Annotated in this window: 3 protein-coding genes (1 of these 3 cut by a window edge); 1 reads left to right on the top strand and 2 read right to left on the bottom strand. The window is 57.7% G+C overall.

Annotated elements, in window-relative coordinates:
* Nucleotides 1–35: 35 nt before the first annotated feature.
* Both RC85_RS09855 and RC85_RS09850 read right to left on the bottom strand, forming a co-directional pair.
* Nucleotides 36–962, bottom strand: a complete 927-nt coding sequence (locus RC85_RS09855; RefSeq protein ID WP_084422526.1) for an efflux RND transporter periplasmic adaptor subunit — start codon at nt 960–962, stop codon at nt 36–38.
* A complete protein-coding gene (locus tag RC85_RS09850) occupies nt 959–3,163 on the bottom strand; it encodes a TolC family protein (RefSeq protein WP_068261869.1) in 2,205 nt (734 codons plus the stop codon). The genes RC85_RS09855 and RC85_RS09850 overlap by 4 nt, the downstream gene beginning before the upstream one ends.
* Nucleotides 3,164–3,602: 439 nt before the next feature.
* On the opposite strand from RC85_RS09850, the gene RC85_RS26780 reads away from it, so the two are divergent.
* Nucleotides 3,603–15,974, top strand: partial view of a VCBS domain-containing protein gene (locus tag RC85_RS26780; protein ID WP_068261864.1) — the beginning only. The gene runs 19,260 nt beyond the window's last position; 12,372 of the gene's 31,632 nt are visible here — the first part of the coding sequence; it begins with the start codon at nt 3,603–3,605; its stop codon lies off the right edge, out of view.

Genomic DNA, 15,974 nt, shown 5'->3' with positions numbered 1-15,974 from the left:
CCTGCCCCGCTGCGCGGTGGAGGTAAAAGCCGTTTTCAATCCCATTGCTTCCCCTTTAACGCGGCCGATTGCACACCGCGATCTTCCAATATCTGCAGCGTGCAGCGGTCACCCGAAAGCAAACGTCCGTCGGGATTGCTTAACTTGACGCGAACTTGCACCGTGCCACTTTCTCCGTCGATCTTTGGCGTGATGGACCAGATCGATGCGTCGAGTGTTTCAGCAACGCTTCGCAATCGCACTCGCACAGAACTCCCCATCTGCAGTGCCAACGTGTCTTCCACGGGCACATCAAAAATCGCGATCAGTTCGTCGTCAGCCAACAGTTCCACAATCGATGGATTACTCGGCGAAATCGATTCGCCCGGTGACAAAAACACCTCCGAAATCACTCCGTCCATTGGTGCACGAACCGTACGTCGATTCAGCAACACCTCGGCTCGCTGAAATTCGGATTTGCGAAGTTCCAACTGTTCTTCCATGCTGGCAACCCGAGCCTTTGCGATTCGCAGGTCTGCCTCGCCGCGTCGCAGTTCATCAGGTCTGGCCATCTTGTTGGCAAACAGTTCCCGAATCTTTTCAGCACGGACTTGGTTTAGCTCCAGTTCAACTTTTGCAGCATTCATTTCGCCGACCATTTCAATCTGAATGCCAGCCGTTTTCAGAGCGGACACTTGCAGGTCATCTTCCAGCCGTGCGATCACTTGTCCAGCTTTGACGCGCTGCCCCACAACGACATCGATACTCTCGATCCGCCCGGTTTCGTCCGACGCCAACATGACTTCATGCCTGGGCTGAGTGAACCCGTCGTAGATCATCGCCATATCGCCAACGAACGATCCGCCAGTGTTCTGTGCAAAGGCGTTTTGCGAGAAAACCGGCGTAATGGAAACGCCGACGATCAAAGCGATCGCCAAGCGACGCTTGCGGGTAATCTTGACTGGAAGCAGATGGTTCATCATGGCATTGTTTCCTCATTGAGTTCGGGATTCGACTTTGAATCACCGTACATGGCGTCTTCCAACCAATCGGTATCAATCAATTGGTGTACGTCGTCGCGTCTGGGGGCAACCAGTGGCTGCATTGATTCTTGTTGTGGTTTGCTTGGTGGATCTAGGCCTGCTTGATCTAGGCTTGCTTGATCTAGGTTTGGTGGATTTAAGTTTGGTGGATCGATGTAGACAATTTTGGCGTTGCTAGGCTTCGCAAACACAGAGGTATGTTCGTCGGCAAGCGGTTGCGAAACCGATTCTTGCATCGCCGGATTCTGAATCGGCTGGTCTTGCGTCGAATCGTAAAACGAAGTCTCTTGCATTTGATCGATTGCGGACGCATCTTGGACAAACTGAACGCTGTTGTTACTTCGATCTTGGATTGGCGTTGTCCCGGTCTGTTGCAGCAAGGTTCCCATGGCACGTTGCAACTGCACGACTGCGATGACGTATTCAGTTTGAGCGGACACGAGTTCGCGTTCGGCATCGGTTCGGCGTGATTGAGCATCCAACAGCGTTTCCAGCACGACGCCGACCGACGATCCATCACCCGCCAAAGCTTCCCAACGCCCGGTCAGAATTTTTTCTTCCAAGACGGCAGTTTCCAGCAAGCGTTTTTTCGTTTCTTGGCTCTCCATCGCAGCGTTAACCGAAACCAACGCATCCTCGATCTCGGCCTGTGATCGTTGAACGACTTCACGCAATTCCTCGCTGCGCATTTGATAACGATACTGGGCTTCACGATAGCGCGACTTGGCAGCACGACGGCCGTAGGGCAATTCGTATTGCAAACCAGCGGCCATGCCAGGTCCGCCTTGCGTAAATTGGTCAGTCCAGGAATTGAAGACGCGATTGTTGCCATTGAGTCCCGCCAAGTAGGTTTCAAAGACTGCGGAAAGCTGCGGTTCTAATTCCGCACGCGTCACACGGATTGACAGAGCCGCTGCTTCCAATTGCGCGGTCGCCGATCGGATCTCGTTACGGTTTTCGATGCCCGTGCGAACCGCGTCTCGCAATTTCCAGGTCGTCGTCGGCGGACTCGGCAAGTCGCTGGGGATCATCTCCATCGAACTCATCGCCGTGGTCAATGCTTCGCTACCCACCAAGACTGCCAAGCCGACTTGCTGCCTTTTAATTTCCGCACGCAATCGCACTTCGCGATCCACGCGTCGTGCAATGCGTCCGCGAACCTTGGCCAGTTCGATTTCACCGGCATCAAAGTCCATCCGCGCGGTCAAGAACGCTTCGATACTTTTGCCACGTTCAAGCAATTCCAAGGTTTGCAAATAATGACATCGCAATTCGTACAGACGCCAATACGCTGTCACGACTTCCGAAATACGCGTCTCCACTTCGACCCGCATGTCCTGCCAACTGACGCGGCTATCGATCCTGGCCTGAGTCAGCAAGCGTTCGTTATAGAATTGACCGCTTCGCGACATCAAAGGCTGCGTCAGGCTGAGGCTTAATCGCGAATTCCCCTGTTCTTCGGGAAGGAAGAACGTGCTGTTGCTGTTCGCCAAGCCCAACTGTTGGGAAACATCTAACAAACCACCGCGGCGAGTGGTTCGTTGGATGCCGCCGCTGGCCGTCAAGTTTTCTTCGACCAATCGAGGCGGCCCTCCGGTGGTCAACGTGTTTCCCACCGGATCATTGTTTCGATTGACGCGGCTGTCGAACAAAACCCGAGCGTCAAAGACAGCATCTTGTTGCACGATTCGTTCGATCGCCACGCTGGCTTGGCTGGCAACGATCTTGATACGCGGACTGTTGTCCAACGTGTCTAGCAAAACGGTATCCAGACCGAATGCGACCCAAGTCGGCTGATCGAACAACGATTCACTCGCCCGTTGGTCCCACCAGTGAGCTGCAACTCGCTGGCTGTCACCGCGAATGATTTCAATCGGCTGCTGAATGGGATCAGGCTGAATCGGATCAGGCTGAATCGGACCAGGCTGAACTGGATCAGTCAGCGGGCTTTCAATCATCAGTCGATCGTATTGCGGTTGATTCAACTGTACTGGTGCTATCTGCACTGGGTCGATCTGTACTGGGTCGATCTGCACTGGGGCGATCTGCATTGCGTCGATCGGAATCGGTGAAACGGTTAATTCCTGTGCCAAAACTTCCGAAGGGCACAAACCAGTTAGCGCAACGGTAGCGACCAGCATGACAACCCATTGGATTGGAATGCATATTCGACGTTCATTTCGACGCGAATTTAGGGTCACTAGTTTTAAAACAATCAATGTGGGGATGTCTGTCGCAGCCCGGTTTTGGGGCGGCGCGCAGAAACTGCCGTGATTACGATGCCCCGCCTGCCTTCTAATTCGGTCGGTCTCGTCGTATCGATGACACCGTCTGTAATGAACGCACGGTTGAACAATAGGATCGCCGGGCATAACCGTTGCGTCTGCAACCCCCGACGTAATCGTCAAAGTCCAGGCAATCCGAAAACGGTCGCTCCCTTGCCGAATCGCACCCCCAAAGCGTCGATGCTGACCACGGAGAGCTGCGCCAACACTGCGCCCCATCGAAAGTTGCATTTCACGAAGAACCGTGCAACACAAGCTGGGAAACTCGACAACGCCTATCGTTACCGATCCAAGGATGGAACCAACTGTGGCCAAGAAGAACAAACGAACGTTTGATTTCTACCCGCTCGAAGACCGCGTGCTACTTAGCGGCGAGGGCTTGGAGGGACTTGACGGACTTCAAGAAGCCGACGCCGATCTCACCGATGCGTTGCTGGAAGACGCGCTGACCGATGATGCTGCGCAGTTCGCATTTACAAGCACGGTGCCACAAGGCGAATCTGCTAATTCCTCCGATGATGATCCATCGATTGTCGCCCCCATCGATACGCCCACCTTTGATCCTGCTCTACCGATCGAAGTGGTCTTCATTGACGCAGGAGTCGAAGACGCTGACACGCTGCTAAGTGATCTACGCAACGATTCAGCCGACACGCAGTGGCTAATCGTTCGTTTGACATCCGACCGAGACGGCATCGATCAGATCACCGACACGTTGTCAGAACTGCACGGCGTCGATGCGATTCACCTGATCAGTCACGGCGATGGCGAAGGCATCCAACTTGGTAACACGCGATTGGATGTCGATTCAGCGCCGTCGTACGCCGGTGACATCGCCGGATGGGGCCACTCGCTCGATTCCGACGCCGACCTGTTGATCTACGGTTGCGATCTGGCCAGCACCGTCGAAGGCCAAGACCTGATCGAGATGCTGGCGCTAGTGTGCAATTGCGACGTCGCCGCCAGTGACGATGCAACCGGCCACGAAGACCTGGACGGTGACTGGATTCTGGAATACACCGTCGGCGATGTTTCGACGGATGTAGCGTTCGGTTACGTGGCGCAGGCATCGTGGCGGAGCTCGCTGGATATCAACACGGGCTTGGTGGGTCACTACGAGATCGAAACGCCGGGTGCTAACCTCGATTCGGCGGGCAATCAAGACGGCACGCTTGTGAATTCGGCGGCCATCACTAGCTTCGATCCAGCGGTTGGCGATCGCTCGCTAGTGTTGAGCATTGACTCAGGCGGTAACAGCTATTTTGAGATCGCCGACAATGCGGCTCAGGATTTCGGCACCGGTGCGTTTACGGTCAGCGCTTGGTACAGGTGGAACGGCACGCCGACGGGTGATCTGCACTTGGTCGGTGACCACGACGGCGGCGGGACCTCATCCGGGTTTCGGCTGTTCATCAACAGCGGCGGAAACCTAATGTTCGAGCGTGACTCGGGATCGGGCGCATCGACCCTTGGCCTCGGTGCAGCCACACTCGATGGTACCTGGCAGATGGCCACGGTCACCTTGAGTGGCACGACCGTGACCGGTTATCGCAATGGGATCCAAGGTTCGTCGACCGGAGGTTTAGCCCTCAACGTCAACACAGCCAATCCGCTGCGCATCGGTGCGCAATCGGCGACGACGGGCGACTTCGACGGCAACATCGACGACGTGCGGCTCTACACGCGAGCGCTCAGCACATCGGATATTCGGGAACTCTACTCGCAAGCCGATTTGGGTCAGCCCACTGGTTACTCGAATCCCGGCGGCTCAGACAACTCCGCCGAGTTCAACACCAACGTCACGTTCGCGGGCATCGACAACACGAGCGGTCAAGACGGCAACGCCTACGGCAACTACACCGCCCAAACGGCGTCGGTCGAAATCGGGCAAACCAACACACTGTCCGTCACCATCCAAGACGACGGCAACAACTCGATCACCGCCTGGATTGATTGGAATCAAGACGGCGATTTTGATGACGTCGACGAGGAGTTCATCGTCGCTAGCGGTGTCAATGTTGCTGGCCCCCATACCATCGACATCACCACACCTAGTTCGGCGTTGCTGGGCACCACGATCATGCGAATCGGCATGGCCTTCGATGCCGCGCCAGGCCCCGACGGCGGAGTTTCGTTCGGCGAATACGAAGACTACAGCGTCAACGTTGTCGCATCCGACCCACTGCTCGACGACTTGGCCGTACACCTCGAGTTCGAGGACGGTACCGGAACGATCGCCAATGATTCGACCGACAACAACAACGATGGAACGCTTATTAATGGTACGGCGTTCGTTTCGGGAACGGTTGGGGCTGGCGCGGTTGACTTCACACCCGACACCGGCGGGCAGTCACACATTGAAATCGCCAGTAGCGCTACCAGCACAATCGGCAGCGAGGATTTCTCGCTCGCGTTTTGGGTCAACCCCAACAGCACAAGCACCACATCGCGACTGATCCACGACGTTCAGGGCAACGGTTACGATCTCATATTTCTCGGCAACAACATGCGTTTCACGGTCGACGGCACCGGCGGAACACGCATGGTCGCCGCCGCTGTCACGTTGGACACTTGGCAACATGTCACGCTGACCCGCCAATCGACCGGCGTGAGCATTTACATCGACGGCACGCTTGCCAGCAGCACGACCGGAGCCACCGGAGACATCACCAACACAAGCGATTTGATCTTGGGAGCCCAGTCACAATCTGCGCTGGGCATCGAAGCCCAGATGGATGACTTCCGTCTGTACAAACGAGCGCTCACGTCCACCGATGCCGCGGCGCTAACCGCGCTGAAGAACATCACCGACGTCACCGTCACCACGACGCTGGACACCAACAACGGTGACACGTCGAGCTTGGAAGCGTTGATCGCCGACGATGGCGGCGACGGGATCAGTTTGCGCGAAGCGATCATCGCGACCAACAACACCGCCGGTTTGAATTCAATCTTCTTTGACATCGGCACCGGCGTGCAAACGATCACGCTCGGTTCGATCTTGCCCGCGATCACCGACGCGTTGACCATCGACGGCACCTCGCAAGGCGGCTACACCGTCAGCCCGCTGATCTTCTTGAACGACGGCGCGACGATTGCCACCGGTTTGCACCTCGCCGCGGGCAGCGACGGCAGCACAATCCGCGCGATCGGCGTCGGCGGGTTTGGCACGCAAGGCATCTTTGTCGAATCCAGTAACAACACGATTCGTGATAGCTACATCGGTGTCGATTCGACCGGAATCGCCGCGAATGCGAACGCCATGGGCATCGAGTTGTTCGGTGACGGCAACACGATTGTCGACAACGTCGTCTCGGGCAACACCGAATACGGTTTGCATCTGCTGGATTCCAACAACAACACGATCCAAGGCAACTACGTCGGCGTCGATGCGACCGGAAATGCGGCACTCGGCAACTCCGACGACGGAATCCGGATCAACGGATCGTCGAACAACACCATCGGAGGCGACCGCACGGCGGGCCAAGGGAATGTGATTTCCGGCAACCTTGGCGTTGAAACCGACGGGATCGAGATTCTCAACGCGTCCGACAACAACCAGATCTTTGGCAACTTCATCGGCACCAACTTCGATGGCACCGCGGATCTGGGAAACGCTCGCAACGGAATCACCCTTTGGAACGGTCCTGACGGGACCGAGATCGGTGGAATCGGGACCGGCCAAGGCAACATCATTTCCGGCAACGCCGACTTCGCGATCTTTGCCGGTGCTACCACGGCGGACGTGGTAACGAACACCAACGTTGTCGCCAATCTCATCGGACTTGCCGCGAACGGTAACACGATCCTCGCCAACGACTCGGGCGGAATCTACGCGGACCTCGGCGTCAAAGATTTCAGGATCGGTGGTGCCACCGTCGCCCACCGCAACATCATCAGCGGCAACGGCAGCAGCGGAATTTCGGTCTTCAGCGGTGCCAACAACGTCACCATCGAAGGCAACTACATCGGCACCGACGCCACCGGTGAACTCGATCGCGGAAACAACGCCTACGGGATCTCGATCAGCGGTGGCTCGAACATCACGATCCGCGACAACGTGATCAGTTGGAACGACGGCATGGGCATCAACGTCAGCAGTTCGACCAGCGTCACGATCCAAGGCAACCTGATCGGATTGGATGACGACGGTGACACGGCGGCCTTCAACACCGGGTCGGCCATTGAGATTTCCGGATCCTCCAGCGCGATCAAGATCGGTGGCGACCAACCCGGCAATCGCAACGTGATCGCCGGCGACAACGTCACCACCCCCGTCAACCTGATCGGAATCTACGGCGGCACAGGCGTTGTCATCGAAGGCAACTACTTGGGCACCGACATCACCGGCAACACGGTCGTCGGTGGGGGCGGAACCGTGATCGCCGTCAACGGTGCCGATGGCGTCAAGATCGGTGGTGACGAAGCCAATCGGGGCAACGTGATCGGCGGCGGTTTGTACAGCGGCATTCACATTTCCAATGCGACGGGAACGTTCATCCAAGGCAACTCGATCGGTGTCGGTGCCGACGGAACCAGCGACATCGGCAACGGTGCCAGCGGCATTCAACTGCAAACCACAGCACTGAGCACGCTGATCGGTGGTGCCACCGCGCTCGCCGGCAACACCATCACCAACAACCACGGCTCCGGAGTCGCATCGCAATCGTCGACGATCGTGGGCACGACGATTCGCCGCAACAGCATCCACGAAAACAACGGCCACGGCATCGACTTGGGCCAAGACGGACCCATCGCCAACACCACTCAAGTCTTCCCGACAATTACCAGCGTCGAGTCCAACGACGGCACCGCGGTCAAGGTGTCGGGTACCGTTTCGTCGGTCGCCAACACCGACGTCATCATCGACTTGTATTCCAACCCGACCGGCAATGATCCGTGGATGCACGAAGGCGAAACGTGGATCGGCAGCGTCACCGTGACCACCGACGGATCGGGGAACGCCACGTTCGACGCCACCGTCTTCGCCGACGTCGCGGTCTCGGGCGACTACGTCAGCGCGACCGCCACGGCCGCCGACGGCAGCACGTCGGAATTCACCGCGCAAACAGCACCGACACTGGTCGCCAACTTCACGCCCACCGATTTGCAGATCACCTCGGCCGGTGGTGGATTGCAACTCAACGATGACGGCGGCAACGACGCTTACCTGATCGCCGATGACGGCGGCGCGATTCTGGGTGGTTTGACGGCAGTCACGATCGAGGTCGACATCTCGACCTCAAACACACTTGACCAAGGACTCTTTTCCTACGCCTCGCCCGACGGCAGTACCAACGAATTGTTGCTGTATTTCAATGCCGCCGGCAAGTTTTCTGTTCGCGTGGCAAACGTGAACATGGTGTCCGCCGGCGACTATAGCTACCTCCGCGACGGCAATCCCCACACCGTCGGCGTGAACTGGGACAGTGCCACCGGTGACGTCAATTTGTACGTCGATGGCCAATTCCAGGAAACGGTCACCGGGTCATCCCAGGGCACCACCCTCGACGGTAACGGTGTGCTGGTTCTCGGTAACGACCAGGACAGCGTCGGCGGTAGCTTCCAGGCGACTCAGGCTTTTCGTGGCACACTGAACCGCGTCCGCGTGTTTGATGACGTTCGAACAAACGAGCAAATGGCGGCCAGTTACCGCAGCGAATTGCCGCACGACGAAGCCGGCATGATCGCCCAATGGAACTTTGACAATCTGTCGACCGATGGAGTGATCACCGAATCGGTCTCGGGCAACAACCTGACCGTCCGGCACACCAGCGAAACCGGGTTCACGGCCAATGAACCTTCGCTGATTTTGACGCTCGACGAAAACGCACTCGACGGAACCGTCGTCGGCGCGGTTGTCGGGACCGACCTCGAACGCGAAGCTCAAATCGCGTCGTTGTTGGCCGCGGATTCAACCCTGCGTTACAGCGCCGAAACGGGCAAGTTTTATCAACTGCTCAGTTCCGAAGAATCGACCTTCGCCGCTGCCAACACGGCGGCGTCGGGCACTTCGCTGGGCGGCGTCGCCGGACAATTGGTGACGATTCGATCGGCCAACGAAAACGAATTTGTTCGCGAGATTGCCACCAGTGGCAGCATCGCCGTTTGGCTTGGCGCGAGCGATCAAACCGTTGAGGGCGAGTGGCGTTGGCAGGAAGGCGGCAGCGACGCGGACGAATTCTATCGAGGGAACGCGACCAACGGTTACCGAACCGGTGGGTATGAAAACTTCATTGCGTCTGAGCCTCAAAATGGATTTCCCGAAGAAGACTATGCGGTGCTGATACGAAACTTCGGGCAATGGCGTGACACCGGGACATTCGCATCGCACGTGATCGTCGAGTGGAACGCCGACGAAGTACTCGACGTCACCAATGCGTTGACTTACACGATCGACTCACAAACCGTCGCCGGTGCGTTCGAGATCGACGCCGACAGCGGCCAAATTCGCGTGCTCGATGGACTGCTGTTGGATTCCGACACACAGGCGACGCACACGATCACCGTGCAGGTCAGCGACGGCACGAATTCCTACAACGAGAATTTCACAGTCTCGCTAAACGATCTGGTCGAAGACAACAACGCGCCGACGAATCTTTCCAGCGGCATCGAATTGAACACCGATGGTGGCAACGATGCGTATCTGATCGCCAACGATGGCGGCGCGTTTCTTGGCGGGTTGAATCAATTTTCCGTAGAAGTTTCACTGACGAACGCTGGCGGCCGCTTTGATCTATTCTCCTATGCCAACAGTGTCGATCCGAACAACGCAATTCGATTTGGCATCAATGATTCAAATTTATTTCGATTCCATCTCAATGGGATCTTGTACACGGGCACCGTAAATTACGAACATCTACTTTCCGGAGAGCAAGCGAACTTTGCGTTCACTTGGGACAACACCAACGGTGATTGGGCAACCTACATTGATGGACAACTCATCGAGACGGGAACGGGGGCCGGCGTTGGTTGGACGGTTTCAGGCGGCGTCGGTGATGGTTCGCTCGTCTTGGGCAACGACCAAGATTCCGTCGGTGGCGGCTTCAATCCCGATGTTGCCTTCATGGGCACCCTTCACGACGTTCGCATCTGGAACGAAGTCCGCAGCGAAGCCGAAATCGCCCTGAACCATCAGCAGAAGTTCGACAGCGGCAGCTTGCCGAGCGGCCTGATCGCCAACTGGCAGATGAATGGTTTCAATGGCTCCAACGAAGTCGTCGATGTCGTTTCGGCCAACAACCTCAGCATCGGTCACGCGACCGGCACTGGCTTCATCGCCAGCACGCCAACCGACGACCTGCACATCAGCGAAAATGCGATCGCGGGAAGCACCGTCGGGTTTGTTGTGCCGACCGATCCAGATGCGTCACAGGATATCGTGAGTGATGGCTTGTTCACCGAGTCCGCTCCCGCCACAGGCAGTTTTTCCACGATCGCCGCAGGCTCCACGTTTGGTGGTTGGACCGTTGGTGATGACGCTTCGGTTTTCCTGGCCACCGACATGGAGCCGCCGCCCTCGGGTGGTTACGGGATTAGCTTGGATCGAGTGGGATCTTTGGTTTACCAGGATTTGGCGACCGTGGCGGGGAAGCAGTATCAAGTCGTCTTTGACCACGCCGGCGGATTCGGCGACGGTGTGGTTGACCACGTCACCACGCGTGTCTCCGCTGGCGGCGTCTCAGACGATTTCACCTTCGAGAAACCGGACGGGCTTAGCTATGCCAACAAGATGGGCTGGGAGACTCGCTCGCTTCAGTTTACCGCCGATGACGAAACGACGCGTTTGACGTTCGCCAGCACGATCGAGTCGCTGGCCGATAGCGGCTTTATCGCGGGCATCCGCGTGATCGAAATTCCACACGCGGTCAGCACAATCCTGAACAACGACCCGACGCTGGACTACGACGCAGCGACGGGCAAGTTTTATCGTGCGGTCAACATCGCCACCGATTTTGCTTCCGCACAGGCCGATGCGATCGGCAGTCAACTCAACGGAGTGTCGGGGCAACTGCTCACGGTTCGGTCCGCCTACGAAAACGAACTGGCACGCAACTTTGAAGCCAGCGGGAACCAGATCTGGCTGGGCGGTTCGGACGTCGAAACCGAGGGAACGTTTCGTTGGTTCGATGGCGACCAAGCCGGCGACACGTTTTGGACCGGCGGCGTCTCGGGATCCGCTGTCACTGGCCAATATGCAAATTTCCCTTCGACCCAACCAGATAATTTCGTCGGCGTTCAAGACCATGTCATTTTGGTCAAGGGTAACGGCACCTGGGATGACGTTGGCGGTACTGCGACCACACCGACCTACGTCATCGAATGGGACGCTAGCGAAGTGCTTTCCAACTTCACGTTCAACCTGACCGATGACGCGGACGGACGGTTTCGGATCAACCAGTCCACGGGCGAGATCACCGTTGACGATGGTTCGATGATTGACTTTGAAACCGCGACCAGCCACAACGTGTCGATCGAAGTCACCGACGCGGCCGGCAACAGCCGCACGGAATCGTTGTCGATCACGGTCGATAATGAACTGGACGCCAACCAAACGGTTCCGGGTTCGCTGTCGGTCGTCGAAGAAGGCACGCTGACTTTCACCAGCGGCACGGCCACCGAAGTCAGCGTCAGTGATTCGATTGGCGGAATCAATTCGCCGTTGCGAGTCACGTTGTCGGTCAACGACGGCGTGTTGAATTTGTCGCAGACGACGGGGCTGACGATCGTTGCCGGCAGCAACAATAGCGGCAGCCTGGTCATCGACGGCACCGAGTCGGACATCAACGCGGCGCTGAACAACATGACGTTCACACCCGATGTGGATTTCAACGGCAACGTTTCGCTCGAAATGACCACAACGTTCGCTTCGGTAGTCGATCTGGACGGGCAATACACGTTCGACGGTGGCAACGCGAGCGACCAAAGCCCCGGCACGGCGCAAGACGGAACGTTCCAAGGGAACGCGACGACAATCATCGACCCCCAGCGCGGCGAAGTGCTCTCGCTCGACGGCGACCGCGACTTTGTCGAGATCCCGGGCACGTTCGACAACCCAAGTAACGTCACCTTGGCCGCTTGGATCAATCCAACGCTGGCGGGTGACCAAGAAATCATTTCGCTGGGCGACAACATCGCGTTGCGTGTTCGCTCGAGTGGTCAGATTCACGGGATTTACTACGACAACGGCGGGTTCAACCAACTGTTCAGCACCGTCAACGTGCCGACGAGCCAATGGAGCCACGTCGCGATCACGTTTGATGATGCTGCCAACACCGTGCGGCTGTACATCAACGGCGTCGAAGTCCAATCCGCCACCGAAAACGACTCGCTCGTTTACTCTCGTGGAACCAACACCTTCATTGGTGCGCATGGTTTCGGAAGCACCGGTTTCGACTACAACGGCCGCATCGACGACGCTCGCGTCTACACCCGCGCGCTGTCCGCTGCCGAAATCGCCGACCTGACTGGCGACCAAGTACCGCCCACCAGTGAAAGCACCGTCACCGACACCGTGGCGATCACAGTCACCAACGTCAACGATGCTCCGACGATCAGCAGCGGGTTTGAAAGCTATGTCGGTGACTTCGGCGGTTCGACGACCCACACCGAATTAGGCAAAGGGACGGTGATTGCTGACAATCGAATCGAGGTCGACCACAACCAGACCTATGACCTGTCGGCGATCGTTTCGGCGGCCAACATTGATCCGACTGAGACGCACTACCTCGGATTCATCAGCTATGACAGTGACGGCAATGCCATCACCGGCAATCAAGTCGGACTGACGCCTGGATCGGCGCAAACCACGCTGGCGGTGGATTTGCAACCGGGTGATACGGTGATTGAATTGGCCGACGCAAGTGGATGGTACAACGGCAATAGCGACAACGGCCACGCGTTGGCGTGGTACGGGTACACCAACAGCGATGGCTTCACCTACGCCGACTACACCTACACACGCAACATTGAGTTCGATTTGTGGGAATCGGGCGACGTCGACTATGCCACCAACACGATCACGTTGACCAATCCCTGGTCGGGACCGACGCTGCGAGCCGGTGATGCCGTTGGCAATGCTCAGTCGCAAATCGGAACTTACCAATACGTGCTTCTCTCGAATGAAGCCGTGTCCGGAACGCCCACCGAGCTGACGGCCACGATCGGCGGCGGAACATCTGGCGGAAGCAGCACATTGTTTCGGCACGGCACCGCTTCGATCGCGCCCTTGATCCTGGCCAACTTCCGCAGCACCGCGACCGAACTAACGATCAGTGACTTCACCATCACGGCGAATCAGGGCACCACCATCTTCACCGAAGACGGTGGCCCGATCGCGATCAGCGACGCTGACTTTGCCATCACCGACCCCGACGACACGTTTGCCGAATCGGTCACGATCACGCTGACCAATGGACGAATCGGCGACATTTTGAACGTCAACGAAACGGCGATCAATGCGTTGGGAATTTCGGTTAGCGGCATTCCCGCTGGCAACCTGACCGCCGACGGCAGCATCACGCTGACGCTGACCAGCGACACACCCGAATCGGTCACGTTCCAGGATTACCAAGACGCGATTGAGCTGATCACGTTCGAGAACGACAACCAAGATCCCGACACCACCGATCGCACACTGACCTTCGTCGTCAATGATGGCGATGTCGATTCGGCGACCGAAACGCTGGTTGTGAAAGTTCACGCGGTCGACGACGCACCGATTGTGTCGACCACGCCGAGGAACCCGACGTTCACCGAAGGCGCAAACCCGATCGGCGTCTTTATCGGAACCAGCATCAATACCGTGGAATTCGGCGACCGAGTCGGATCGTTTGAGATTTCGATTGCCGGATTGGCCGATGGTGCGCACGAACAGTATCGCATCAACAACGAATTGATCGAACTGGTCGACGGAAATCAAGGCACCACCAACAGCAACGGTTTCGAGTACAGCGTGAGTGTCAACGCGGGTGTCGCAACCCTGACGATTTCGGACGAAGTCGGCTTCGGCGCGGGAACCGCGGCCAACATTATCTCCAACAGTGCCTACCGAAACACCAGCGAAGCACCAACCGAAGGCACTCGCACTGTCACCCTGGAATCCGTCACCGAATTTGAACAAGACGGCGTCAACGACACCACGATCGTCGGCACGCAATCGGTGATCACGATTGTCGCGGTCAACGACGGCCCCGTCGCGTTCGATGATCCGGGTGTGTTCGAGGGCGTGAATTCCCACAACCCGGTCAGCCATTGGAAGTTCGGCGAATCGACCGGCACCAATGCCAACGACATCGGATCGGCCAACAACGATGCCACCTACATCGGCGGAACGCTGGGGAACCCCGGCGCGATCAACGGCAACAGCGACACGGCGGTCTACTTGGATGGCACCGAGTACATTGAAGTCGCGCACAACGCCGACTACCTACTCGACAACGGCACGATTTCGTTGTGGTTCAACAAGAACAGCGGCGTCGGGCGGCAAGATCTGTTCAGCAAAGATGCCAACGGATTGGGCGACGGCGGACACCTGTCGCTGTACCTCAACGCGGCCGACCAACTCGAAGTTCGCTACCAAACCGTTTCGACCAGCCACATCATCACGTCATCGACCAGCGTCGCCCACCAAACCTGGCATCACGCGGCGGTTTCGTTTGGCGCTGGCGGATTGAGCTTGTACCTCGACGGCGTCGAAGTCGGCACCGACCCAGTCACCGGCGGATGGGGAACCACCTCGGGTGGAACCGGCAACGCCGAAGCCATCGCGATCGGTGCCAGTCGGCAAAGTTCAACGCCGGGAACTTGGGACACCGTCACGAACCACTTCATCGGCGACATCGACGAAGTCGCGATCATCGACGGGCAGCTTGATGCGTCGGCCGTGCAAGCGTTGTTTCTCAATGGATCGGCTTCCGCGGGCACGCCCGTTGATCTCGCAGCCGATTCCGATTCAATCGGTTTCTATCGCCTGGGCGAATCCACCGGAACGAACGCCGGCAACGAAGCCGGCGCAAATGACGGCACGTACAGCAACGTGACGCTGGGGCAACCCGGCGCGAGCACCGACGGCAACACCGCGGCCGATTTCAATGGCACCAACAGCCACGTTGATCTGGGCACGTTGGATGTCAACGGCACCGGCATCACGATGTCGGCATGGATCAACGCCGATGATTTCGGATCCACCGATGCGCGGATCATCAGCAAGGCGGATGGAACCGCCGAAGCCCAGCACACCTGGATGCTCAGCACCGACGATGTCGGCGGCGACATGGTTCTACGAATGCGACTTTCCGCGGGCGGCACCACCGACACGTTGCTCGCCAACGACGTCGCGCTGCAAGCGGGCAATTGGTATCACGTCGCCGGGACCTACGATCAAACCAGCGGCCTGATGCGGATGTACGTCAACGGAATTCTGGTTCAACAGCAATCCCACAGCGTCGGCGGCGCGGTCGATCAAGACCCGACCCAAAGCGCCTGGATCGGTGCCAATCCCGATGGGTCCAACTACTTCGACGGAAAGATCGACGAAGTTGCGATCCTGCAGCGTGAACTATCCGTCGAAGAAGTCTACTACCTCGCCACCGGCAGAACCAACTACATCGTCGATGAAGATTCCGCGATCAACATCGACGCGGCCAGCGGCGTGCTGGCCAACGAC

Origin of the sequence: Rubripirellula obstinata, from assembly GCF_001642955.1 — a bacterium.
Lineage (GTDB): Bacteria > Planctomycetota > Planctomycetia > Pirellulales > Pirellulaceae > Rubripirellula > Rubripirellula obstinata.
This window is presented reverse-complemented; position numbering and strand designations above follow the sequence as displayed.